The organism is Microbacterium sp. MAH-37, assembly GCF_009758255.1.
Taxonomy (GTDB): domain Bacteria; phylum Actinomycetota; class Actinomycetes; order Actinomycetales; family Microbacteriaceae; genus Microbacterium.
Genome location: NZ_WSEN01000002.1, coordinates 87,500 through 110,829, shown reverse-complemented (window position 1 = coordinate 110,829; position 23,330 = coordinate 87,500). Strand labels below are relative to the sequence as shown.

The window sequence follows — 23,330 nt, the reverse complement described above, 5'->3', positions numbered from 1 at the left end:
TTCCCTCGAGTCCTCTCGGGAACAACCGTTGTTCAGCGCACCCGCACACTCTCGGGAGCCGCTCATGTCAACCCCCACAATCACCTCCTCGGTCGTCCTCGACCGACTCACCTTCGCCTGGCCGGACGGTTCGGTCGCCCTGGACTCGGTCTCCGGTGCCTTCGGCTCCGGACGCACGGGCCTCGTCGGCCGCAACGGCTCGGGCAAGTCCACCCTGCTGCGCCTGATCGCAGGCGAGCTCACCCCGACGTCGGGGTCGCTCTCGACCACGGGTGACGTCGCCTATCTGCCGCAGCAGCTCACGCTCGACACGGATGCCAGGGTCGCGGTGCTCCTCGGAGTCGCCGACGCCCTCGACGCCGTACGAGCGATCACCGCGGGAGACGTCGACCCCGCGCACTTCGACGCGGTCGGCGACGACTGGGACGTCGAGGCGCGCGCTCAGGTCGCCCTCGCCGACGCGGGGCTGGACCCGTCGTTCCTCGACCGCACGGTCGGGGAGCTGTCCGGCGGCGAGGCCGTGCTGGTCGCCGTGGCCGGCATCCGGCTGCGGCGCGCGCCGATCACCCTGCTCGACGAGCCGACCAACAACCTCGACCGAGACGCGCGTGCGCGGCTCGGCGAGATGGTGCGGGGCTGGCGCGGCACCCTGATCGTGGTCAGCCACGACATCACCCTGCTGGAACTGATGGACGACACCGCCGAGCTGTACGGCAGCGCGCTGAACGTGTTCGGCGGTCCGTACTCGGAATGGCGCGCCTGGCTGGACGCCGAGCAGGATGCTGCGCGGCAGGCCGAGCGCGATGCCAAGCAGGCCTTCAAGAAGGAGAAGCGGCAGCGCATCGAGGCCGAGGCGAAACTGGCCACCCGCGCGCGGATGGCCAACAAAGCCGAGGTCGAGAAGCGGGTGCCGAAGATCGTCGCGCACGGTCGCAAGATGGAGGCCGAGGTCTCGGCCGGCAGGCTGCGCACCGAGGTCGCCGAGAAGGAGTCGATCGCCCGCGAGGCGCTGGACGCCGCCGGGCACCGCGTGCGCGACGACGCCTCGATGAAGATCGACCTCCCCGACCCCGATCTATCACGGGCACGACGTATCGCCACCATCGGCGACGGATCACATGCCTGGGTGATCCAGGGACCGGAGCGCGTCGCGCTGATCGGCCGCAACGGCGTGGGCAAGACCACGCTGCTGCGCAGGCTCGTGCCGGAAGAGCCGGATGCCGCGGATGCTCCGGTGCTCGACCTGCATCCGGAACTGACCGCGCAGGCGCACACCGACCGGATCGGCTACCTGTCGCAGCGGGTGGACGGCCTGGACGACGCGGCATCGGTCGTGGCGAACGTCGCGGCCGCCGCGCCGCACGTTCCCGAGAAGGAGCTGCGCAACCGGCTGGCCAGGTTCCTGATCCGCGGGGCGGCGATGGACCGGCCCGTGGGCGCGCTCTCCGGCGGCGAGCGCTTCCGCGTCGCCCTGGCGACGCTCCTGCTGGCCGACCCGGCGCCGCACCTGGTGATCCTCGACGAGCCGACGAACAACCTCGACCTCGACACGGTCGGGCAACTCGTCGACGCGCTGCGCGCCTACCGGGGCGCGGTGCTCGTCGTCAGCCACGACGACGTCTTCCTGGAACGGCTCGGCCTGGACCTCACTCTGGAGTTGGACTCCGAGGGGCGTCTGACCGAGATCGGGTGACATCCGGGCGCCTGGCGGGGAGGATGGAGGCATGTCTTCCGCTCTCGTCCGTCCCCGCCAGGGCCGCATCATCGCCGGTGTGTGCGCCGCCGTCGCCCATCGCTTCGGCTTCACCCCGACGACCGTGCGCGTCCTGACCGTGCTGCTCGTCCTGTTCGCCGGCCTGTCGCTCTGGGCCTACATCCTGCTCTGGATCGTGATCCCCAACGAGGAGTGACGCCTACGCGCGCTTCGAGCGCATCGCCCTCGTGTGCCCGATCGTCGGGTCGGCGGCGAGGCGCGCGTACTCCTCCGACTCCCGCGGCACCAGCGTGACACGACCCTCGGCATCGCTGAGGACGCCCCAGCCGTAGCGTTTGCCCAGCGGCGAGGATCGCAGGCAGGCCTGTCCCTTCGAGAAGAACTCCTCGCGCGCCTCCGCCGTGTCGGCGATCCCTCGGCGCAGCGCCTGGGTCTGGAAGATCACGTCGTCGGACGTGCGGCCGTAGGGCTGTTCGGCTATCAGCCGGTAATGCAGCGCGGCGATCGTCGGCTTCTCGGCCGGCGGCTCCTGCGCGGCATCCGCCGGGCAGTCCTCGGCGACCTCGATGAACGTCGAGACGTAGTTCGTGGTGTGGTCGGCCATGAACCCAGCTTGCACCCGGCCACCGACACGAGGCCGTTCAGAGCCGCGCGATCCAGGGATGTCCCGGAAGCGTGCGCTCAAGCGCTTCCTGCAGCCAGTCGCGACGCCGTGCGTCGAGAAAGGGCAGCGTCGTCGCGAAGTCGGCCTCGTCCTTCGGACGCAGACCCTTCGCCTTGTGGAGCAGCTGGATCTCCGGCTGCAGATACCGGATGCCGTCACGCGCCCAGAGGGCCTCGCTCATCGGCATCCGCACCGACTCGTCGCGCTTGTAGCGCCACTCGTCCGACGTGCCGGGGCCGAGCAGGATGTCGTACTCCCACGGGTCGGCCGCGCTGCGGCGCGCCCAGGCCTGGCCGCAGCCCTCCATGAGGTCCGCCGGATCGTCGGAGCTCACCGGCTTGAGCGCGCCCGAGGAGGCGCCCCACAGATCGAGCAGGCCGGCGACATGCGCGCGCAGCAGCGGCAGGTCGGTACGCAGGATGCCGGGGTCGATGTCCTCGTGCCCGCGGACGACGCCGGTGAAGGCCTGCAGCGCCCAGCCGCCGGCGATCCACCACACCCCGCGGTATCCGTCGAAGAGGGCGCGGACATCTTCGGGCGTGCGCGATTCCCACGCTCCGTACAAGCGGGTGAACTCGGCGTCGTCCATGCATCCGACGCTACCGGGCCCGGATGTCCGAAGCCTGCTTCATGATGGAGGGATGGGCGACGTGCTCGATCGGTTCACCCCCGCCACGCAGGACTGGTTCCGGGGTGCCTTCGCCGCGCCCACCTCGGCGCAGGCCGGGGCATGGGATGCGATCTCCGCCGGCAAGCACGCCCTCGTCGTTGCGCCGACCGGATCTGGCAAGACGCTCTCCGCCTTCCTCTGGGCGATCGACAGCGTCTTCCGTGAGCGGGCCTCGGCAGCGGATTCCGCGCCCGACGGCCTTCCGCGCACCCGCATCCTCTACATCTCGCCGCTGAAGGCGCTCGGCGTCGACGTCGAACGCAACCTGCGCTCGCCCCTGGTGGGCATCGGTCAGTCGGCGCGAAGGCTCGGTGTGCCGGTGCCCGAGATCACGGTGGGCGTGCGCTCCGGGGACACCACCTCGAGCGACCGCCGCAAGCTGGTCAGCGATCCGCCCGACATCCTCATCACCACGCCCGAGTCGCTCTACCTCATGCTCACCAGCCGCGCCGGCGAGACGCTGCGCGGCGTGCACACGGTGATCATCGACGAGGTGCATGCCGTCGCGGCGACCAAGCGCGGCGCGCATCTCGCGGTCAGCCTGGAGCGGCTCGACGCCCTGCGCGAGGCGCGCGGCGCGGATGCTCCGGCCCAGCGCATCGGCCTGTCCGCGACCGTGCGGCCGATCGACGAGGTCGCGCGCTTCCTGGGCGGCTCCGCGCCCGTCGAGATCGTCGCGCCGCGTGCCACCAAGACCTTCGAGCTCGGCGTCGTCGTGCCGATCGACGACATGCGCAACCCTCCCCCGCCACCGGGTGCGGCGGCGGCCTCCGACGAGCCCGCCGAGTACACCGAGGTGACCGGCTCGGTGTGGCCGCACGTCGAAGAGGCGATCGTCGACCGGGTGCTCCAGAACAACTCCACGATCGTGTTCGCGAACTCGCGGCGCCTCGCCGAGCGGCTCACCGGGCGGCTGAACGAGATCTACTCCGAGCGCATCGGGGTGCCTCTGCCCGACGCCTCCGGACCGCCGGCGGCGATGATGGCGCAGGCGGGATCGACCGCAGGCGCCGATCCAGTGCTCGCGAAGGCGCACCACGGCTCAGTCTCCAAGGAGCAGCGCGCCCTGGTCGAGGACGAGCTGAAGTCGGGCGTGCTGCGCTGCGTGGTCGCAACGAGCAGCCTCGAGCTCGGCATCGACATGGGCGCGGTCGACCTGGTGATCCAGGTGGAGGCGCCGCCGTCAGCGGCATCCGGCCTGCAGCGCGTAGGACGCGCCGGCCACCAGGTCGGCGAGATCAGCCGCGCGGATCTCTTCCCCAAGCATCGCGGCGACGTGCTGCACACCGCGATCGTCACCGAGCGGATGCTGGCCGGCAAGATCGAGGCGATCGCCGTGCCCCGCAACCCCCTCGACATCCTCGCCCAGCAGACCGTGGCTGCCTGCGCGCTGGATCCGCTCGATGTGGAGGACTGGTTCGAGACGGTGCGACGCAGCGCGCCGTTCGCCTCGCTTCCCCGCTCGGCATACGAGGCGACGCTCGATCTGCTCGCGGGCAAGTACCCGTCGGACGAGTTCGCCGAACTGCGGCCGCGGCTGGTCTGGGATCGGGATGCCGGCACGCTGACCGGCAGACCCGGCGCGCAGCGCATCGCAGTGACCAGTGGCGGAACCATCCCCGACCGCGGCCTGTTCGGCGTGTTCGTCGCCGGTGAGACGACCGGGGCTCGTGTGGGCGAACTGGACGAGGAGATGGTCTACGAGTCCCGCGTGGGCGACGTGTTCACGCTCGGCACGACCAGCTGGCGGATCGCCGAGATCACACACGACCGGGTCAACGTCATCCCCGCGTTCGGGCAGCCGGGCAAGGTGCCGTTCTGGCACGGCGACGGCATCGGCCGCCCCTTCGAGCTCGGCGAGGCCCTGGGCGCGTTCTCGCGCGAGGTGTCCACCACCGATCCGGGAAAGGCGCAGCAGCGCCTGATCGACGCGGGCCTCGACGAACGAGCCCGCGACAACCTGCTCGGATATCTGAATGAGCAGCGCGAGGCCACCGGCACTCTGCCCACCGACCGCACGCTGACCGTCGAACGCGGTCACGACGAGGTAGGCGACTGGCGGATCATCCTGCATTCGCCCTTCGGCATGAAGGTCCATGCACCGTGGGCCCTGGCGATCAGCGCCACGGTGCGCGAGCGCCTTGGCGTCGAGGGATCGGCGGTCGCGAGCGACGACGGCATCATCGTGCGCGTGCCGGATGCGGATGCCGAGCCGCCCGGAGCGGATCTGTTCGTCTTCGACGCCGATGAGCTGGAGCAGATCGTCACCGCCGAGGTCGGCGGATCGGCGCTGTTCGCCTCGCGATTCCGGGAGTGCGCGGCGCGTGCGCTGCTCATGCCGCGGATGAATCCGAACAAGCGCACCCCGCTCTGGCAGCAGCGACAGCGCTCGGCGCAGCTGCTCGAGGTGGCGAGACGGCATCCCACCTTCCCTGTCATCCTCGAGACCCTGCGCGAAGTGCTGCAGGACGTCTACGACCTGCCCTCGCTGCGGCGCCTGGCGACGGACATCGCCGAGCGCCGCGTGCGGCTGGTGGAGACCGAGCCCGCGCAGCCCTCGCCATACGCCCGCGACCTGCTGTTCGGCTACGTCGGTGCGTTCATGTACGAGGGCGATTCGCCGCTGGCCGAGCGCCGCGCGGCGGCGCTGTCCGTGGACCCTGCGCTCCTCGGAGAGCTGCTCGGCACGGTCGAGATGCGCGAGCTGCTCGATCCCGACGTGCTCGCCCAGTTCGAGCTCGAGGCGCAACGGCTCGACCCGTCGCGACGGGCTCGCGGTGTGGAGGGCGTCGCCGACCTGCTGCGGATGCTCGGGCCGATGGATGCCGCCGAGGTGGCGCGGCGGCTGGAGTCCACTCCCCCGGCCGCCCCGCGAGAGAGCGCCAGCGACCGAGACGAAACGCCTTCTGCCGCAGCATCTGACGCCGAGGCATCCGCCCACCTGGCCTCCCTCGTCTCCGCGCACCGCGCGATCGAGGTGACGATCGCGGGCGCCCGCCGGTTCGCCGCGATCGAGGATGCCGGGCGCCTGCGCGACGGCCTGGGCACCGCGCTTCCGGTGGGCATCCCGGTGGCGTTCCTCGAGCCGGTCGCCGACCCGCTCGGCGACCTGGTGTCGCGGCACGCACGCACCCACGGACCGTTCACGACCGATGCCGTCGCGACCCGCTTCGGGCTCGGCAGCGCCGTCGCCAGGCACACCCTGCAGCGGCTCGAATCGGCCGGGCGGCTGAACAGCGGGTACTTCCTGCCGGCCAACAGCGGCTCATCCGCCGACGAGAAGGAGTGGTGCGACGCCGAGGTGCTGCGCCGGCTGCGGATGCGGTCACTCGCAGCGATCCGAGGATCGGTCGAGCCCGTCCCGGCCGAGGCATACGCTCGGTTCCTGCCCGATTGGCAGCACCTGACCCGCCCACTCGAGGGCGTCGACGGTGTGCTCTCGGTGGTCGAGCAGTTCGCCGGCGTGCCGATCCCCGCGAGCGCGTGGGAGTCGCTGGTACTGCCGACCCGGGTGCGCGACTACACACCCGCGCTGCTCGACGAGCTCACTGCAGCCGGCGAGGTGGTCTGGGCCGGCCACGGCTCACTGCCCGGCCGGGACGGCTGGGTGTCGCTGCATCCGGTCGATCTCGCGCCGTTCACGCTCCCCTTCCCGGAGGAGCCTCCTGCACCCGGATCGCTCGAGGAGAAGCTGCTCGACGCTCTGCGCCTCAGCGGCGCCCAGTTCGCCGGTGCGCTTAAGGCGATGACAGATGCGGAGAATGAACGGTCGGTGCTCGACGCGCTCTGGGCCCTGACCTGGCAGGGGCACATCACCAACGACACATTCGCGCCGGTGCGCGCGCTGATCGCCGGCGGGTCGCAGGCGCACAAGACCACGCGCCGCGCGCCGCGCACCCGCACCTACCGCGGCGTCTCGCTGGCTCGCCCGGCGAGCGCTCGCCCCACGACGATCGGTGGCCGCTGGTCTGTGCTTCCCGAGACCGACCCGGATGCCGCTCGCCGCGCGACCGTCACCGCGGGTCTGTTGCTCGATCGGTACGGTGTGGTCACCCGCGGCGCCGTTCAGGCCGAGGGCGTGCCCGGCGGCTTCGCCCAGGCGTACCGCGTGCTCGCCGGGTTCGAGGAGGCCGGGCACGCCCGTCGCGGCTATGTGATCGAACGGCTCGGAGCCGCGCAGTTCGCCGCATCCACCACCGTCGACCGGCTGCGCACCTTCGCCGGCCTGGCCGATCCCCCGCCCCGCAACGCTGTCACGCTCGCCGCGACCGACCCGGCGAATCCGTACGGCGCCGCGCTGCCCTGGCCGCGCATCGACGAGGTGTCGCATCGACCGGGTCGCAAGGCAGGCGGGCTTGTCGTGATCGTCGACGGTGCGCTCGTGCTCTACCTGGAGCGCGGAGGCCGCACCGTGCTGGCCTTCACCGATGACGAGGAGACCCTGCGCGCTGCTGTGTCCGACCTCGCGGCGACCTCACGACTGCGCCGGCTCGAGACGCTGACGATCGAGAAGATCAACGGCGAGGGCGTGTACGGCACGGCCATCGCCCGCATCCTGCAGGAGGCCGGCTTCGTCGTCACTCCACGCGGATATGCACTGCGCAAGGCGGTGTGACTCAGCCGGCAGTCGCCCACGCTCGCCGGAGTATCTCCGCCCGCTCGCGCAGCCCCGCATCCGGCAGCAGCACCGGCCCGTCCGAGATGTCGACGTTCCGCAGCGGGTCGTCGTCGCCGTGCTGCGGCAGCAGATGGCAGTGCAGGTGCGGCATCCGGTGCCCCATCACCAGATAGTCGATCTTGCGCGGATCGAGCACCGCGCCGATCGCACGCCCCGCGCGCTGCACGTCGCTCCAGAATGCAGTGAGCGCGTCGGCGTCGAGGTCGGCCAGATCGGTGGCGTGCTCACGCAGGATGACCAGGCAGTAGCCCGGATGCGCCTGGTTCCGCGCCAACCGGATGTGCGCCGTCGGCGTGGACGCGATCAGGACACTGTGCGGGTTCTCCTCGAGGTGCGCGTCGGCGCACATCCCGCAGGTCGACGGATCGGCCAGCGCCGCCTGCTCCGCCTCGGACCACCACACCCCGCCATCGTATGGCCCGGTATCCGTCGTGATACGGTGCTCGACATGACGGCGCGTCTGTATTCGTATCGCCCGGCTCTGGCCAGAGCCGGCGGTCTGTAGCGCCCATCACACACTGGCCAGAGCTCGAGGCAAGGACATCCGTCCTTGCCTTTCGCGTATCCGCGGGAGGCTCTGGCCCGGCCATCCTCTCCACCTGACGAGAGGACCACCATGACCGGAGCAGACGACATCCTGCGGCCGATGCGGCGCACGATCGACACGATCGTCGATGAGGACGCCCTTCGCGACAGACTCGACAGCGGCGCGCAGCTGCGGATCAAGTACGGCGTCGACCTCACCGCCCCCGACCTGCACCTGGGCCACGCGGTGAATCTCTGGCTGATGCGGCACCTACAGGAGCACGGACATCGCGTGGTTTTCCTGCTGGGAGACCTCACCACCCGCGTCGGCGATCCGACCGGCAAGAGCGAGACGCGTCCGGTGCTCTCCGATGAGCAGATCGAGGAGAACGCCCGCGCGTTCCTCGCGCAGGTCTCGCTGGTGCTGGACACCTCGCCGGAGGTCTTCGAGGTGCGACGCAACTCGGAGTGGTTCGACCGGATGCCGGTGGCCGAGCTGCTGAGTCTGTTCAGCATGACGACGCACGCGCAGCTGATGGCGCGCGACATGTTCCGTGAACGTCTCGCGCAGGGTCGTGAGATCGCCCTGCACGAGCTGACCTACCCGGTGCTGCAGGGCTACGACAGCTTCGCCATGGACAGCGACCTCACGATCGTCGGGTCGGACCAGCTGTTCAACGAGATGATGGGCCGGCAGTACCAGCAGCGCCTCGGCGCGCGACCGCAGTCGCTGATCACCACGGTGATCACGCCGGGCCTGGACGGCGGGCCGAAGCAGTCGAAGTCGCTCGGCAACTACGTCGCGCTGACCGACACCGCCACGGATAAGTTCGGCAGGGCGATGAGTCTGCCCGACGACCTCACCGGCGTGTGGGCGGGCGCGTACACGACCCTCGACGACGACGAGGTCGGCCGCATCTCGTCGGCTGCCGCCCAGGGCGGCCACGCCGCACGCGACGCCAAACTCGCGATGGCGGAGGCGATCGTCGTCCGGTACCACGGTACGGACGTCGCCGCGCGAGAACGGGAGTCGTTCCTGCGCGTCTTCTCGCAGGGCGCGGCGCCGGAGAGGACGGATGCTGTGCAGCTGAGCTCTCCGGTGATCACGGTGCGAGGGCTGCTCGAACTGGTCCGGCCCGAGCTGAGCGGCTCCGCCCGCCGTCGTCTGCTCGCGCAGGGCGCCGCACGGCTCGACGGCGTCGTCGTCTCGGACCCGGATCTGGTGCTGACCGTCGAGGACGGCAGCATCCTGCGCACCGGCCGGCGGACCTGGACGCGCCTCGACGTGCGTCCATGACGCGCTGGGCGGCGCCGCATACGCTGGTGACATGATCCGCGAGTTCGCCGCCGGGTTCGGCACACTGCTACGTGGCTTCGGCATGTGGCGCACGCATCCGAAGCTGCTGGCACTGGGCCTCATTCCGGCGGTCCTGGCGTTCATCGTGCTCGCCGCCGCGCTCATCCCGTTCGGCCTCTCCCTCGGCGGCATCACCGCGTGGATGACGCCGTTCGCCGACGGGTGGGAGGACGGATGGCAGATCGCCCTGCGCGCTGCTCTCGGCATCGTGCTGTTCATCGCCGCGGCGATCCTCGCCGGACTCGTGTTCACCGCCCTCGCACTCACGATCGGCGACCCGTTCTATCAGCGCATCTGGCGCGGCGTGGAGCGCTCGCTCGGCGGTGAGGAGCCCACCGGCGAGACCGGGTTCTGGGCCACCGTCGGCGAGGGGCTGCGGCTGGTCGTGCTCGGCATCCTCGTCGCCCTGTTGACGCTCGCGATCGGGTTCATCCCGGTGGTCGGCGGTGTCATCGCCTCCGTCGCCGGCGTCGTGCTGTCGGGTCGTCTGCTCGCCCGCGAGCTCACCGGCCGCGCATTCGACGCCCGCGGGCTCGACTCCGAGACACGATCGCGGCTGTTGGGCTCCGGGCGCGCCCGCGTGCTCGGCTTCGGCGTCGCGACGCAGCTGTGCTTCATGATCCCGCTCGGCGCGATCATCACCATGCCCGCTGCCGTGGCCGGCTCCACCATGCTCGCGCGGGCGCTCACAGAACGGCAGCCGGCGGATGCCCGAGGGTGACACCGTCTACCAGGCGGCGCACCGCCTGGACACCGCACTGCACGGGCAACTGATCACCCGGTTCGAGCTGCGGGTGCCGCAGGCCGCGACCGTCGATCTGACCGGCCGAACCGTGCACGAGGTCGTTCCGCGCGGCAAGCACATCCTGATGCGCATCGGCGACCTGACCGTTCATTCCCATCTGCGCATGGACGGCTCCTGGTTCGTCTACCGGCCGGGCGAGAGATGGCGGCATCCCGCCTTCAAGGTGCGTGCGATCGTGGGAACCGCGGCCGCCGAGGCGGTGGGCGTCGACATCCATGACATCGACGTCGTGCCCACACGCGACGAGCAGCAGCTGGTCGGTCATCTCGGCCCCGATCCGCTCTCGGACCACTGGGATCCGGCCGAAGCCGCCCTTCGGGTACACGCCGACGCGCGCAGCATCCACGTCGCCCTGCTCGATCAGCGCAACGTCGCCGGCTTCGGCAACGAGTACGCCGCAGAACTGCTGTTCCTGCGCGGAATCCTGCCCGAGACACCCGCAGCCGACGTCGACGCCGCGGCTCTGCTCGACCTCGGCGCGCGGACGATCCGTATGAACCGCGACCGCCCTGTGCGCACCTTCACCGGCGTCGCGCGGCGCGGGCAGGACACCTGGGTGTACGGCCGTGCCGGACGCCCCTGCCGACGGTGCGGAACGTCGATCCTCACCGGCTCCCAGGGCGCGGATCCCACCACGGAACGCGTCACCTTCTGGTGCCCTCGCTGCCAGAGGTGAACGCGGGAATATATCCGCCACTCCCACGGTTGTTGCTATATCCGGCAGTGTCCGGACGGGAGGAATCGTGGGCAAGAACTACATCGATATCGAGGACGACCAGGGCGCCACGCTGCGGTACCGCAAGCACGCCAACGGCCGGGGCCTCGTCGCGCACGGCGCGAAGGTGCACCCGAAGGCTCTGATCGAGTCCGGCGCCTATATCGAACCGCGCGCGCGGGTCGGAGCCGGCGCGCACGTCTCGCGCGGCGCCTGGATCGAGCCTGATGCCGTGATCGGCGAGAACGCCTACATCGACGCGCACGCGCACGTCGGAGAAGGCGCTGTGATCGGCGACGGCGCACACATCGGCGTCCGCACCGAGGTCGGAGCGGGGGCGCGCATCGCCCGTGGAGCCCGTATCGGCGACGACGAGACCGTCGCCGCCGGACTGATGGTCGCGACCGACCAGAAGGGACTGTGGCTGGCGGCCTGATCGGTCAGAGCAGTCGTCGCTCCGTGGCCCACGCGGTCAGTTCGTGCCGCGATGACAGTTGAAGCTTGCGCAGCACGGCCGACACGTGGGTCTCGACGGTCTTGATCGAGATGAACAGCTCGGACGCCACTTCCTTGTACGCGTAGCCGCGGGCGATCAGTCGCATGACCTCCTGCTCGCGCGCGGACAGCCGGTCGAGTTCGTCGTCCACCGTCGCGGTCTCACCCGCGACCGCACCGAACGCGTCGAGCACGAAACCGGCCAGGCGCGGCGAGAACACCGCATCCCCGTCAGCCACGGCGTGCACGGCGCTGCTCACTTCGGCTCCGGATGACCCCTTGGTGATGTAACCACGTGCGCCCGCGCGGATGACGCGCACGACGTCCTCCGCGGCATCCGACACGCTCAGCGCGAGGAACCTCGTCGGCACCCCGGCGCAGCCGCGGATCACCGACTCTCCACCGGACGCGTCGTCGCCGGGGCCGCCCGGCAGATGCACGTCCAGCAGCACCACGTCGGGCACCTTCTCGCGGATCACGACGATCGCCGACGGCACGTCGGCGGCGTCGCCGACGACGTCGACGGACGCGTCCAGATCGGCACGCAGCCCGGAGCGGAAGATCGAGTGGTCGTCGACGATCACGACCCGGATGCCAGTCACGCTGCCTCTCCGTTCTCGCGGCACGGATGCAGGCAGGAACGCACACCTGCAGGCAGATCCCCCGGCGTGTCCGTCTGCAGACGGACATTCGGCCTGCATCCGTACAGGGACAGGCCGGTCACGACTGCACTCCGGTGAACGTCAGGTGCACTTCGGTCCCCTGTCCGCTGCTGCGCACCGTGGCGCTGCCGCCCGCGCGCCGCATCCGGCCGATGATCGATTCGCGTACGCCGAGCCGGTCGCTCGGCACGCCGTCGAGGTCGAATCCCGCCCCGCGGTCGCGGATGAACACGTCGACGCCCGCCGCCGAGCCCTCGATGTACACCGACACCTCGCCGCCTGCGTGCCGGGCTGCGTTCAGCATGGCCTCGCGCGCGGCTGCGGCGACCTCGCCGCTGGCCCGCTCCGCCGAGAGCCCGGCGGAGACGACGTCGATGCGCACCGGATAGTCGAGTTCGAGCGCTCCGGCGTAGTCGCGCAGGTCGGTGGGAAGGTCGCTGTCGGCGGGCGAGTCGCCGTCGTACAGCCAGGCGCGCAGCTCGCGCTCCTGAGCTCTGGCGAGCCGGGCCGCCTCGCTCGAGGGGCCGGCGCGGTTCTGGATCAGCGCGAGCGTCTGCAGCACGGAGTCGTGCAGGTGCGCAGCCATCTCGCTGCGCTGCTCTTCGCGGATACGCCGGATGCGCTCACCGGAGAGCTCGCGCCAGCGGCGGTACAGCGTGGACGACAGCACCACGGCGATCGCGAGCAGCGGGAGCAGCAGCACCAGCGACGCCACACCGCGCAGCGACAGCGTGAGGAAGAGGATCAGCATCATCGCCACGGCGATCGTGCGGATGATGACCGAGTGCCGCGGCCCGCGGGCTGGGTCGGCCTGATCGACCAGCGCCGACCAGATGCCGGCGACCGATGCGAGCACGAGGCACGCCGGCAGGGCGAGCACCGTGAGCGGGTTGCCGCCGACGACCGCCCCGTACACCCAGGGATACCCGCCGTCCACCACGATGAGGAACAGCGCAGCGCCGGCGAGGGCGAGCAGCACCCAGGCGATCGGCACCTGGCGGGACGGCGCGCTCTCGCCCGCCTGCCACGGCATCAGCGCCCAGCACCACGCGTACAGCAGGATGCCGACGCCACCGAGCAGCCCCAACACGACGAACAGCGCCCTGACCGCCCACACCGGCGCGCCGAGATGGCGCGCCAGCCCTGCGCTGACACCGGAGATCACGCATTCGCGGTCGCGGTCCAGCGGCGGACGCGGCGGCGGCGCGACCCGAGGAGGGCGCGGCAGGGTGCCGGGGACGGAAGAGTGCATGCCGCAATCCAATCACCCGTGCGGACCGCGCACCCCGGTCTCCGGCGAAGATCAGGGTCGGGTCAGGGGTTCACCCCATGGCGGCTCCGGACCTCGGCCCGTCAGGATCGAGACATGACGATCCCGACCGCACCGCCGTCCCCCACCCCGCCGCCGCCGGCGCCGCACGGCTCCGACCGGTTCTTCCTGTGGGTCGCCGGCCTCGGGATCGCCCGCTCCGACGGGTGGCTCGGCGGCGTGTGCGCCGGCATCGCCGCACGGCTGCGGATCGACCCGCTGATCGTGCGCGGCATCCTGCTGGTGGCACTGCTGTTCGGCCTGCCGGTCGTCTTCCTGTACGCCGTCGCCTGGGCGCTGCTGCCGGATGCCGACGGAAGGATCCACGCCCGGGACCTGGTGCACGGCCGTTTCGAGGCCGCGCAGCTCGGCATCCTCGCCCTGGTGATCCTCGCGTTCCTGCCGATCGCGAATCCGTTCTGGTGGCTCGGCGGCAGCTGGGGGCTCTTCTACGGAGCGGGTCCTGTCTCCGTGCTGTTCCTCCTCATCGGGCTGGCGGTCGCGATCGCTCTGCTCGTCCTCATCGTGCGCGCCGCGCGCCGCACCCCGGGTGCCCAGGCACCGGATCCGCTGAAGGCTTCTGCTGATCCGGCCGGCCCCGGCACATCCGCGACGGACGGCGACTCGGGAATCGCCTCCACCGCGGACGGGCGGGGGCGGGATGCCTCGCTGATCACCGAACCGGTGATCGCGGCATCCACCCCCGCCGATCCTCCCGCGCCACCGTCGGCCCCTGCGGACGCCGGTGATCTGAATGCCTGGCGTGCGCAGCACGCCGCCTGGCGGGAGCAGGACCAGGCCTGGCGCCGACAGCAGCAGGACGCCGATCGTGCAGCACGGGAGCAAGCCAGGCGCGAGCGGCAGGCCGTCGCGGCCCAGTTCGCCGCCGAGGCATCGGAACGTCGGCGCGCGAAGCGGGCGTCGAATCCGCGGATCAGCGGAGCGTATCTCGCTGCGGTCACCGGACTGGCCCTGGTGACGGGAGCCGTCGTCGCGCTGTTCGCGGATCGCAGCGCCGCCGTGGCGCTCGCACTGTGCACCGCTGCTCTGATCCTCGCGCTCGGGATGGTGATCGCCGGTGTCGCGCGACGCCGAAGCGGGTTCCTCACCTTCCTCACCGTGATCACGCTCGTGGGCGGGGCGATCGCCGGGGGCTTCACCACCATCGGCGACGTCGTGATGGGCGACAGCGGCATGAACAATTCGCAGGCGACGACCGTACGCCAGCCGTTCGGGTCGATGTCGATCTACCTGATGCCCCTCGACGGCGGCGAGCGCAACCCGGTCACCCTGTACAAGGGCGACGGCTACACCTCGATCGAGGTTCCGCTGGGCGTGACGCTGGAGCTGGACGCCGCTGTCCAGGACGCCACGGTCAATTGGACGGTCCTGACGACAGCACAGGACGGCACCGTCGAGGCGACCGATGGCGGCGTCTGGACGGGCACGCAGCGGGCCGACGGCACACGGCTGATTCAGCGCACGAGAGCCTCAGGACCCGACTCCGAGCGGCCGGACGCACCGAGCACCATTGCGCCGGTGCGGCTGCAGCAGCAGTCCGGCATCATCGACATCACGTTCAACGAGCAGGCCGAGGAGAAGTCCGAATGAGCACCGCAGACGACGGCACCGATTTCCTGGACAAGGGTCTGTTCGCCGAGACGGATGCCGCGACGCCATCCGCCTCGGAAGATCCGGCCGCCGCATCCGCGGGACCCCTTGCACCGCGGACCCGCTGGGCGGCGATCATCTGGGGCCTGTTCTTCGCCGGCCTCGCATTCGGCGGCATCTGGGTGCTCAGCGATCCGCAACGACGGGACGGGGTCACCGACTGGCTGGCCGGGCTCGCTCCGGCCACCATCGTCGCGGTCTCGCTTCTCGTCGTGGGCGTGTTCGTCCTCGTCGCCGGCCTCGCCGGGCTGCTGCGCCGCCTGCAGCGGCGGATGTCGCGCTGACCCGTCCGTTCCCGATCCTCTAAATACGACAGAAGCTACACTTAGAGGATGGACGTCAGCGCAGAGGCAGGACGCATCGGCGCACTCGCCGATCCCACGCGGCAGTCGCTGTACGAGTACGTCGCCGCGCAGCCGCAACCGGTCGGGCGCGAAGCGGCGGCATCCGCCCTCCACCTGCCGCCGCACGTCGCCCGATTCCAGCTCGACCGCCTCGTGGAGGCTGGTCTGCTCGAGGTGGAGTTCCGCCGGCTCACGGGGCGCACCGGCCCGGGAGCCGGGCGCCCGTCGAAGCTGTACCGCCGGACAGCGGGCACCGTCGCGGTGTCGCTGCCCGAGCGTCGGTACGACCTGGTGGGTCACCTGCTCGCCGCGGCGATCGAGCGCACGGCGGACGGCACGGCACTGCCCGATGCCCTCGACACGGTCGCCAAGGAGGAGGGGCGGATGCTGGGCGCGGCGGCCCCCGCCGTGCAGGCCGACGAGCTCGACCGCACCGCCGCGACCCTCGCCACGCAGGGATACGAGCCGCGCCGATCGGACGACGGCCTGGTCCTCGCGAACTGCCCTTTCGACTCGCTCGCACGCGAGCACACCGGACTCGTCTGCGGGATGAACCATGCCTACGTCGACGGCATCGTGGAGGGACTCGGCTGCGCGCATCTCGACGCCCGTCTCGACCCGGCGGCGGGCCGCTGCTGCGTGACAGTGACCCGCGAGGCATGACCCTCAGCCCCGAGGAATGCCGCGATTGGTCGCGTTCCGCGCCCGGATGCGGCAAACAGGGACATTCCCCAGGACGGGATGCTGCGGCGACAGGGGCGCGCTGAGCCAGTAGCGTGAGTGCGTGGTGAAGAAGAGCGGGCGACCCGCAGCCGGGAAGCGACCCAGCGGAGGTCGAGGCAAGCCGGCGGGAAGGAAGGCCGCGCCGGCCAAGCGTCCGCAGGTCAGGAAACCCGAACCCGCCGAGGTCGTCGACGAGGCCCCGCGCACGTTCCGTCTCGGCGCCATCCCCGGCGCGACGCCCGGCAAATGGATCGACGCCTGGAAGACCCGGATGCCGCACATCACCCTGGAACTCGTTCCGATCGAGGCCGCCGTTCAGCGCGAGGCGCTGTCCGACCTCGACGCAGCTCTCGTCCGTCTGCCGATCGAGCGCCCCGACGAGTTGCACGTGATCCGCCTCTACGACGAGTTGCCTGTCGTCGTGGCCTCCGCCGAGTCCCATCTCATGGCAGCCGAGACCCTCACCGCCGCCGATCTCGACGGCGAAACGCTGGTCACTCCGCTCGACGACGTGCTCGGCCCGCTGGATCTTCCGACCGTCGCGCCGCGATTCGCGCCGGTCCCCACGACCGCAGACGCCATCGCGACCGTTGCCACCGGGATCGGCGTGGTCGTGGTGCCGATGTCGCTGGCGCGACTGCATCACCGCAAGGATGCCGACCATCGGGTGCTCGAGGGCGGGCCGACGTCGACCGTCGCGCTGGCCTGGCCCCGCGACCGAACCACCCCCGACGTCGAGACCTTCGTCGGAATCGTGCGCGGCCGCACCGCGAACTCCTCGCGCTGACGCGCATCTCGAATCAGTCTGCGCCTGCCCCACACCGCGAGCCCTCGACGACGCCGCGCGAACAGCGGGTTCCCGTCGCGATCGAGCACAGTCCGCACACGGAACACTGTGCTCGATCGCGACGGGAACGGAAACGTCCCGAGGGAGTCAGACCGTGACCGGCGCCTTGGCGCGCACCGCGAGCGCGTCGCCCGCGGCATCCACCACGACGTGACCGCCGTCGGCCAGCTCGCCTGCGACGAACAGGTCGGCGATCCGGTCGTCGACCTCGCGCTGGATCAGGCGGCGCAGCGGCCGCGCGCCGTACTCCGGCTCGTAGCCGTGCTCACCGAGCCAGGCCACCGCGGCATCCGTGACCTCGAGGGTCACCTCACGCAGCGACAGGCGGTCGGCGGTCGCGCCGAGCACGAGCCGCACGATCTGCGAGATCTCCGCGAGCGACAGCTTCTGGAAGATCACGATCTCGTCGATCCTGTTCAGGAACTCCGGACGCATCGCCTCGCGCAGCTTGCCCATCACGCGGGCCTTCAGGTCCTCCTGCGAGGAGAACCCGGACTCGTCGCGGGAGGCCACGAAGCCGAGCGCTCCCGACCGCGAGGCCAGGAACTCCGAGCCGATGTTCGAGGTCATCACGACCACCGTGTTGCGGAAGTCGACCGTGCGACCCTGGCCGTCGGTGAGCCGCCCGTCGTCGAGCACCTGCAGCAGCAGGTTGAACACGTCCGGGTGCGCCTTCTCGATCTCGTCGAACAGCACGATCGAGTACGGGTTGCGCCGCACGCGCTCGGTGAGCTGACCGGCCTCGTCGTACCCGACGTATCCAGGAGGGGCGCCGACGAGGCGCGACACGGTGTGCCGCTCGCCGAACTCGCTCATGTCGAACCGGATCACCGCGTCCTCGTCGTCGAACAGCCGGGACGCGAGGGCCTTGGCCAGCTCGGTCTTGCCGACGCCGGTCGGACCGAGGAACAGGAATGATCCGACCGGGCGACGGGCGTCGCCCATGCCGGTGCGGTTGCGGCGCACGGCACGCGCCACGGCCTTCACCGCATCGTCCTGCCCGATCACCCTTGCGTGCAGATCCGACTCCAGATCGTGCAGACGCTCGCGCTCCCCCTCGGTGAGACGGCTGACCGGGATGCCGGTGGCGCGCGAGATCACCGCGGCGATCTCGGGCTCGTCCACGACGGTGCTCCCGACCGCCGGAACGGCGGCCGTGTCGATGCGCTCCTGCACCTCGGCGATCTCGTCGCGGATGCGGGAGGCCTCCTCGTAGTGCTCGCCGGTGACGGCGGCGTTCTTCTGCGCCTCCAGGTCGGCCAGCTGCGCCATCAGGTCGCTGACGTCGACCGGCACGCCGAGTCGCAGCCGCAGCCGTGCACCGGCCTGGTCGATCAGGTCGATCGCCTTGTCCGGCAGCACGCGGTCGGACAGGTACCGGTCGCTCAGCTGCACGGCGGCGCGGATCGCGGCATCCGTGTAGGTGACGCGGTGGTGGTCCTCATAGGCCTGCTTGAGGCCTTCGAGGATGCGCACGGCGTCGGCGACGGACGGCTCCCCGACCTTCACCGGCTGGAAGCGGCGCTCCAGCGCCGGGTCCTTCTCGATGCGGCGGTACTCGTCGAGCGTCGTCGCGCCGATCATGTGCAGGTCACCGCGCGCCAGGCGCGGCTTGAGGATGTTGCCCGCGTCCATGCCGCCGGACTCGCCGGAACCTCCGGCGCCGACCACGGTGTGCACCTCGTCGATGAACACGATGACCTCGCCCTTGTGGGCGGCGATCTCGTCCATCGTCTTGGTGAGGCGCTCCTCGAAGTCGCCGCGGTACCGGGTGCCGGCGAGCATTCCGGGCAGGTCGAGGGCCACCACGCGGCGGTCCTTCAGCTGCTCGGGCACGGCGCCCTCGATGATCGCGCGGGCCAGCCCCTCGACGATCGCCGTCTTGCCGACACCGGCCTCGCCGATCAGCACGGGGTTGTTCTTCGTGCGACGGCTGAGGATCTCGATGGTCTGCTCGATCTCGTCGGCCCGGCCAATCACCGGGTCGAGTGCGCCCTCGCGGGCGCGGGCGGTGAGGTCGAGCCCGTACTGGTCGAGCATCGGCGTCTCGGATGCCGGGTTCGCGGGCGCCTCCTCGGCGGGAGCCCCCGCAGGTGCGGGCACGCCCTCGCGCAGCCCCTGGGTCAGGGCCTCCGCGGTGACGCCGGCCTGCGCCAGGACCTGCCCGGCGGGCACGTCCTGGCCGAGCACCAGCGCGAAGAAGAGGTGCTCGGGGTCGATGTAGGTCGAGCCCGACGACCGGGCCACCTGGTAGGCGTGGAACAGGGCGCGCGAGGCGCTCGGGGTGAGCGTGGCGGCGTCCACGTCGCCGGCGTCCCGGGGTTCGGGCAGCCGGGCGTCGACGGCGGCGAGGATCTTCGCCGGGTCCACGCCGATGTGCCGCACAGCACTCGCGACGGCATCGTCGTCGACGATCACGCGCAGGATGTGCAGGGCGTCGAGTTCGATCTGTCCGCGCTCGATCGCGAAGCGGCCCGCGCGCTGCAGGATCTGCTGCGTACGTGCGGTGAGAAAGCGACCGAGGTCGATCGATCGCGCCTGCCGGGCCTGCTCCCCGGCGAGGTAGCGGGCGAGGAAGTCGTCGAAAGATCCTGCGCCGTTGATGTCGCTGGGCATCATGTCCTCCTGAAGTCTGAGAGAAGTTGAGTGTACTCCTGTCAAGTTCAACGTCGGGGCGGTGCTGGTATTCCCGCTCGCCGCACTAAACTCGCTCTGTGGTCTCACTCCTCTACGTCTGCGTGCGTCCGGAGCAGGGCGCGGCGGCAGCCGAGCACCTGTCGTTCCGGCGCGGGCTCGGCGTGGAGACCCTGGACCGGCACGACCTGATCGGGCATCCGCTCAACGAGATCGACTGGCGCGAGTACGACGGCATCGTCGTCGGCGGGTCGCCGTTCAACGTCGGTGACGAGGAGAAGTCCGACGAGCAGCTGCGCGTCGAGGCCGACCTCGAACGGATCGCCCGCTCCGCCATCGACGGCGGCCCCGCGGCGATGTTCACCTGTTACGGCATCGGCGTCGTCACGCGGATGCTGGGTGGCACGGTCGGCACCGCGACCCCGGAGTTCACTCGCGAGACGACCATCCGCATCACTGCGGCCGGCGCGGACGATCCGGTGTTCGGACCCAGCGCTCCGCAGATGGACGTGCTCACCGCGCACAAGGAGGGTTCGGCCGAGCCGCCTCCCGGCGCAGTGCTGCTCGCGACGAACGACGACTGCCCGGTGCAGGCCTACCGGGTCGGCGACCGGCTGTACGCGACCCAGTTCCACCCCGAGCCGACGCCGCAGGACTTCGCGCACCGCATGGACTTCTACCGCAGCACCGGGTACTTCGACCCCGCCGAGTTCGACCGGGTCGAGGCTGAGATCCTCGCCACCTCGCCCACCGGAACGGATCTGCTGCGGCGCTTCGCGGAGCTCGTCGGTCGCTGAGACGACGCCCTTCGTCACTTCGACTCGCTTCGCTCGCTCAGTACGGCGCTCGCTCGGCCTCGCGCTCCTTCAGGACCCGAGACGGTTCGAGGGCCGCGCCGACCCCGGTTCCTGAGCGAGCGAAGCGAGACGAGGGACGTTCAGCTTCCCGGGTACCGCAGCTCGATCTGCTCGCGCAGGTACGCCTCCAGCGACCTCACACCTGCCGCGCTCCAGCGCACGGACGGCACGCCGTCGACGAGCAGCAGCGGGCCGGACACTCCCCCGGCATCGACCGCGGCGACATCCAGCTCCGTCCAGCCGACGTGCACGATCTCTCCCTCACCGAAGCCGCCGCGGCGCGCCTGCGCGCGGCGGTCGGCGCGCGCCCTGGCCGACTCCGCGGCGTAGCCGCGACGGACCTCCTCCGCGGCGCGCAGAACCTCACCGGTGGCGAGCACGCCGTCGTGGGTGAGCAGCAGCACGCCGAGGTGCCAGGCCTCACCCGCTCGCACGATGCGCGGCGCCCGCCACCGCGAGACCTTCGCCACTCCGATGCCCTGCATCGGAGCATCCGCAAGCTGCCGCCGTGCGGCGTCCAGCAGCACGGATGCTGTGGTCACAGCTCTCCCTGCAGCTGCGGGCTCTGCACGGCCGACCGCTCACCGCGGATGGTCATGCCGATCAGCGGGTACAGCAGCACCGACAGCATGCCGGCGCCGACGAGTGCGGCGGCGATGTCGGTCCCGAGCATCCCCTCGCTGACGCCGATTCCGGTGACGGCGACGATGATCGGAAGGCCGGTCGCCGCCAGCAGACCGAGCGCAGTGCGATCGCGCGTGGACATGCCCTGGTTCGCCGAGAACTGCGCGGCGAGGCCACGGATCACCAGCAGCGCGACCAGCAGGATGGGCACCAGAATCATGGCCAGCGGCGAGGCCAGCAGCGCCTTCAGGTCGAACGTCACGCCCGTGTAGATGAAGAAGATCGGCACCAGGAAGCCGAACGCGATCGCCTCGACCTTGCTCTCGACCTCTTCGGCATCCTTCTTCGAGGCGCTCGACATCATGATCCGCCAGACCGATCCGGCCACGAACGCGCCGAGCAGCATGTCCAGGTCGAGCCACACGCTCAGAGCCACCAGCGCCGCGACCAGCAGCAGCACGAATCGCACGCCGAACTGCGCCGAGGTGTGCAGCGTCGTGCTGACGAAGGTGTGCAGACGGCCGTGCGGGATGCGCCGCGCCGCGTAGACCGCGAGCAGCGCGATCGCCACGAACACGAGCAGCACGATGGTCGCGGCGGGCGCTGCACGCACGCTGAGGAAGATCGAGATCGCGATCAGCGGCAGGAACTCGCCGATGGTGCCGATCGCGATGACGGCCTTGCCGAACGGGGAGTCCATCTCACCGGCATCCCGCAGGATCGGCATCAGGGTGCCCAGCGCGGTCGAGCTGAGCGCGATCGCCACCACGATCATGCCGTCACCGGGGGCGATCATGAAGCCGACGCCGATGCCCAGCGCGATGCTGACCAGCCAGCCCAGCGAGGCGCGTCCGAGCGACTTGCGCCCGAGAGCCTTGAAGTCGATCTCGGTGCCCGCGAGGAAGAACAGCATCGCGAGACCGAACTCGCTGAGCATGTCGATGATCTCGTTCGGATGCACCCAGCCGAGCAGCGCGGGACCGGCGATGATCCCGAGCACCAGCTCGAACACGACGACCGGGATGCGCAGCACCGGGCCGATCAGGCGGGCCAGAATCGGTGCGAGCACCGCCAGCAGAGGGATCATGACGAGGCTGATAGCGGTGTGTTCCACCCGCTAAGAGTAGTGGCCGAGGGCGTCATGATTCGGCGGCTGAGACGCGGGAGCGGCAGAATCTATGCATGGCCCAGCCCGACACCGCCCGCCTTCTCATCGCCTGCGACGACCAGCCCGGCATCGTCGCGGCCGTCGCCGGCGCCCTCGCCGAGCACGGCGCGAACATCATCTCCCTCGACCAGCACTCGACGGATGCCGCAGGCGGACGCTTCTTCCAGCGCACGGTCATCCACCTGGAGGGTCTGGCCGCGAAGCGGCCGGCGCTCGAGGCATCCATCGCCGCGGTCGCGGAGCGCTTCGACATGGAGTGGTCGCTGCACGACGCGTCGCTGCGCAAGCGGGTCGCGATCTTCGTCTCGAAGTACGATCACTGCCTGCTCGAGCTGCTCTGGCGCACGCAGCGCGGCGAGCTCGACATCGACGTGACCATGGTGGTGTCCAACCACCCCGACCTGGCCGACTCGGTGCGGGCCTTCGGGGTGCCGTTCGTGCACATCCCCGCGGACGACAAGGCGACGATGGAGCAGCGCCAGCTCGAGCTGCTGCGTGGCAACGTCGACCTGGTCGTGCTGGCCAGGTACATGCAGATCCTCACTGACTCGTTCATCTCGGAGCTGGGCGCACCGGTGATCAACATCCACCACTCCTTCCTGCCCGCGTTCATCGGCGCGAACCCCTACGCACGGGCGAAGGAGCGCGGCGTGAAACTGATCGGCGCGACCGCGCACTACGCCACGGCCGACCTCGACGAGGGGCCGATCATCGAGCAGGACGTCACCCGCGTGACGCACGCCGAGTCGGCGGCCGAGCTGCAGCGCCGCGGCGCCGACGTGGAGCGGTTCGTGCTCGCGCGCGCCGTGAAGTGGCACGCCGAGGATCGCGTGATCGTGCACGGCCGCTCGACCGTCATCCTCTAGCG

At 70.6% G+C, this 23,330-nt stretch carries 21 protein-coding genes; 13 read left to right on the top strand and 8 right to left on the bottom strand.

The annotated features are described in order from the left end of the window. Positions 1-64 precede the first annotated feature (64 nt). Complete coding sequence (locus GON06_RS00965) at positions 65-1,693, top strand: ABC-F family ATP-binding cassette domain-containing protein (RefSeq protein ID WP_157310437.1); 1,629 nt, start codon at positions 65-67, stop codon at positions 1,691-1,693. A 31-nt stretch (positions 1,694-1,724) separates the two neighbouring features. Beyond that, the gene (locus GON06_RS00960) at positions 1,725-1,910 is read left to right on the top strand and encodes a PspC domain-containing protein (protein ID WP_116240776.1); all 186 of its coding nucleotides are present in this window, start codon (positions 1,725-1,727) and stop codon (positions 1,908-1,910) included. Positions 1,911-1,913: 3 nt separating this feature from the next. Here GON06_RS00960 and GON06_RS00955 read toward each other — a convergent pair whose 3' ends face one another. Together GON06_RS00955 and GON06_RS00950 are read right to left on the bottom strand one after the other, a co-directional pair. Further along, entirely contained in the window at positions 1,914-2,318 is a 405-nt protein-coding gene (locus tag GON06_RS00955; RefSeq protein WP_157310435.1) for a DUF6157 family protein, read from the bottom strand. Between the two features lie 37 nt (positions 2,319-2,355). Further along, complete coding sequence (locus tag GON06_RS00950) at positions 2,356-2,967, bottom strand: hypothetical protein (RefSeq protein ID WP_157310433.1); 612 nt, start codon at positions 2,965-2,967, stop codon at positions 2,356-2,358. Between the two features lie 52 nt (positions 2,968-3,019). Here GON06_RS00950 and GON06_RS00945 point away from each other — a divergent pair, with 52 nt between their 5' ends. Beyond that, the gene (locus GON06_RS00945; RefSeq protein WP_157310431.1) at positions 3,020-7,663 is read left to right on the top strand and encodes an ATP-dependent helicase; all 4,644 of its coding nucleotides are present in this window, start codon (positions 3,020-3,022) and stop codon (positions 7,661-7,663) included. A gap of 1 nt (position 7,664) precedes the next feature. Here GON06_RS00945 and GON06_RS00940 read toward each other — a convergent pair whose 3' ends face one another. After that, complete coding sequence (locus GON06_RS00940) at positions 7,665-8,129, bottom strand: HIT family protein (RefSeq protein WP_157310429.1); 465 nt, start codon at positions 8,127-8,129, stop codon at positions 7,665-7,667. Positions 8,130-8,342: 213 nt separating this feature from the next. Here GON06_RS00940 and tyrS point away from each other — a divergent pair, with 213 nt between their 5' ends. The 4 genes from tyrS (at position 8,343) to GON06_RS00920 (ending at position 11,564) form a co-directional block, all read left to right on the top strand. Beyond that, the gene (tyrS, locus tag GON06_RS00935; protein WP_157310427.1) at positions 8,343-9,548 is read left to right on the top strand and encodes a tyrosine--tRNA ligase; all 1,206 of its coding nucleotides are present in this window, start codon (positions 8,343-8,345) and stop codon (positions 9,546-9,548) included. Positions 9,549-9,579: 31 nt separating this feature from the next. After that, complete coding sequence (locus tag GON06_RS00930; protein WP_157310425.1) at positions 9,580-10,329, top strand: EI24 domain-containing protein; 750 nt, start codon at positions 9,580-9,582, stop codon at positions 10,327-10,329. Beyond that, positions 10,316-11,089: a DNA-formamidopyrimidine glycosylase family protein gene (locus tag GON06_RS00925; protein ID WP_157310423.1), complete on the top strand. Its 774-nt coding sequence runs from the start codon at positions 10,316-10,318 to the stop codon at positions 11,087-11,089. Before GON06_RS00930 ends, GON06_RS00925 begins: the two co-directional genes overlap by 14 nt. Positions 11,090-11,156: 67 nt before the next feature. Next, entirely contained in the window at positions 11,157-11,564 is a 408-nt protein-coding gene (locus tag GON06_RS00920; protein WP_332837039.1) for a DapH/DapD/GlmU-related protein, read from the top strand. A gap of 4 nt (positions 11,565-11,568) precedes the next feature. On the opposite strand, the gene GON06_RS00915 is transcribed toward GON06_RS00920, so the two are convergent. Both GON06_RS00915 and GON06_RS00910 read right to left on the bottom strand, forming a co-directional pair. Then, positions 11,569-12,225 carry a response regulator transcription factor gene (locus GON06_RS00915; protein ID WP_332837038.1) on the bottom strand — a complete coding sequence of 219 codons (657 nt, stop codon included), beginning with the start codon at positions 12,223-12,225 and terminating at the stop codon, positions 11,569-11,571. A gap of 118 nt (positions 12,226-12,343) precedes the next feature. Next, a complete protein-coding gene (locus tag GON06_RS00910) occupies positions 12,344-13,537 on the bottom strand; it encodes an ATP-binding protein (RefSeq protein ID WP_157310419.1) in 1,194 nt (397 codons plus the stop codon). A gap of 114 nt (positions 13,538-13,651) precedes the next feature. Here GON06_RS00910 and GON06_RS00905 point away from each other — a divergent pair, with 114 nt between their 5' ends. From GON06_RS00905 to GON06_RS00890, 4 genes are all read left to right on the top strand, one after another. Beyond that, positions 13,652-15,205, top strand: a complete 1,554-nt coding sequence (locus GON06_RS00905) for a PspC domain-containing protein (RefSeq protein ID WP_157310417.1) — start codon at positions 13,652-13,654, stop codon at positions 15,203-15,205. Next, a complete protein-coding gene (locus tag GON06_RS00900) occupies positions 15,202-15,549 on the top strand; it encodes a hypothetical protein (protein WP_198346567.1) in 348 nt (115 codons plus the stop codon). Before GON06_RS00905 ends, GON06_RS00900 begins: the two co-directional genes overlap by 4 nt. A 48-nt stretch (positions 15,550-15,597) precedes the next feature. Next, complete coding sequence (locus GON06_RS00895; protein WP_157310415.1) at positions 15,598-16,272, top strand: helix-turn-helix transcriptional regulator; 675 nt, start codon at positions 15,598-15,600, stop codon at positions 16,270-16,272. 121 nt (positions 16,273-16,393) lie between these two features. After that, positions 16,394-17,119 carry a LysR substrate-binding domain-containing protein gene (locus GON06_RS00890; RefSeq protein WP_332837037.1) on the top strand — a complete coding sequence of 242 codons (726 nt, stop codon included), beginning with the start codon at positions 16,394-16,396 and terminating at the stop codon, positions 17,117-17,119. 147 nt (positions 17,120-17,266) lie between these two features. Here GON06_RS00890 and GON06_RS00885 read toward each other — a convergent pair whose 3' ends face one another. Then, entirely contained in the window at positions 17,267-19,795 is a 2,529-nt protein-coding gene (locus GON06_RS00885; RefSeq protein WP_232528020.1) for an ATP-dependent Clp protease ATP-binding subunit, read from the bottom strand. A gap of 98 nt (positions 19,796-19,893) precedes the next feature. On the opposite strand from GON06_RS00885, the gene GON06_RS00880 reads away from it, so the two are divergent. Then, complete coding sequence (locus tag GON06_RS00880; RefSeq protein ID WP_332837036.1) at positions 19,894-20,610, top strand: glutamine amidotransferase-related protein; 717 nt, start codon at positions 19,894-19,896, stop codon at positions 20,608-20,610. Positions 20,611-20,750: 140 nt separating this feature from the next. Here the strand turns inward: GON06_RS00880 and GON06_RS00875 are convergent, their stop codons facing one another. Further along, entirely contained in the window at positions 20,751-21,212 is a 462-nt protein-coding gene (locus GON06_RS00875; RefSeq protein WP_332837035.1) for a glutaminase, read from the bottom strand. Continuing rightward, positions 21,209-22,408, bottom strand: a complete 1,200-nt coding sequence (locus GON06_RS00870; RefSeq protein WP_332837034.1) for a cation:proton antiporter — start codon at positions 22,406-22,408, stop codon at positions 21,209-21,211. The genes GON06_RS00875 and GON06_RS00870 overlap by 4 nt, the downstream gene beginning before the upstream one ends. Before the next feature lie 68 nt (positions 22,409-22,476). Between GON06_RS00870 and purU the strand changes: the two genes are divergently transcribed. After that, the gene (purU, locus tag GON06_RS00865) at positions 22,477-23,328 is read left to right on the top strand and encodes a formyltetrahydrofolate deformylase (RefSeq protein WP_157310411.1); all 852 of its coding nucleotides are present in this window, start codon (positions 22,477-22,479) and stop codon (positions 23,326-23,328) included. Positions 23,329-23,330: the final 2 nt, after the last annotated feature.

What these genes read in the sequence shown, in the direction of transcription:
- GON06_RS00965 (WP_157310437.1), top strand. Translation starts at nt 65, where the DNA reads ATGTCAACCCCCACAATCACCTCCTCGGTCGTCCTCGACCGACTCACC.
- GON06_RS00960 (WP_116240776.1), top strand. Translation starts at nt 1,725, where the DNA reads ATGTCTTCCGCTCTCGTCCGTCCCCGCCAGGGCCGCATCATCGCCGGT.
- GON06_RS00955 (WP_157310435.1), bottom strand. Translation starts at nt 2,318, where the DNA reads ATGGCCGACCACACCACGAACTACGTCTCGACGTTCATCGAGGTCGCC.
- GON06_RS00950 (WP_157310433.1), bottom strand. Translation starts at nt 2,967, where the DNA reads ATGGACGACGCCGAGTTCACCCGCTTGTACGGAGCGTGGGAATCGCGC.
- GON06_RS00945 (WP_157310431.1), top strand. Translation starts at nt 3,020, where the DNA reads ATGGGCGACGTGCTCGATCGGTTCACCCCCGCCACGCAGGACTGGTTC.
- tyrS (WP_157310427.1), top strand. Translation starts at nt 8,343, where the DNA reads ATGACCGGAGCAGACGACATCCTGCGGCCGATGCGGCGCACGATCGAC.
- GON06_RS00930 (WP_157310425.1), top strand. Translation starts at nt 9,580, where the DNA reads ATGATCCGCGAGTTCGCCGCCGGGTTCGGCACACTGCTACGTGGCTTC.
- GON06_RS00925 (WP_157310423.1), top strand. Translation starts at nt 10,316, where the DNA reads ATGCCCGAGGGTGACACCGTCTACCAGGCGGCGCACCGCCTGGACACC.
- GON06_RS00910 (WP_157310419.1), bottom strand. Translation starts at nt 13,537, where the DNA reads ATGCACTCTTCCGTCCCCGGCACCCTGCCGCGCCCTCCTCGGGTCGCG.
- GON06_RS00905 (WP_157310417.1), top strand. Translation starts at nt 13,652, where the DNA reads ATGACGATCCCGACCGCACCGCCGTCCCCCACCCCGCCGCCGCCGGCG.
- GON06_RS00900 (WP_198346567.1), top strand. Translation starts at nt 15,202, where the DNA reads ATGAGCACCGCAGACGACGGCACCGATTTCCTGGACAAGGGTCTGTTC.
- GON06_RS00895 (WP_157310415.1), top strand. Translation starts at nt 15,598, where the DNA reads ATGGACGTCAGCGCAGAGGCAGGACGCATCGGCGCACTCGCCGATCCC.
- GON06_RS00885 (WP_232528020.1), bottom strand. Translation starts at nt 19,795, where the DNA reads ATGCCCAGCGACATCAACGGCGCAGGATCTTTCGACGACTTCCTCGCC.
- purU (WP_157310411.1), top strand. Translation starts at nt 22,477, where the DNA reads ATGGCCCAGCCCGACACCGCCCGCCTTCTCATCGCCTGCGACGACCAG.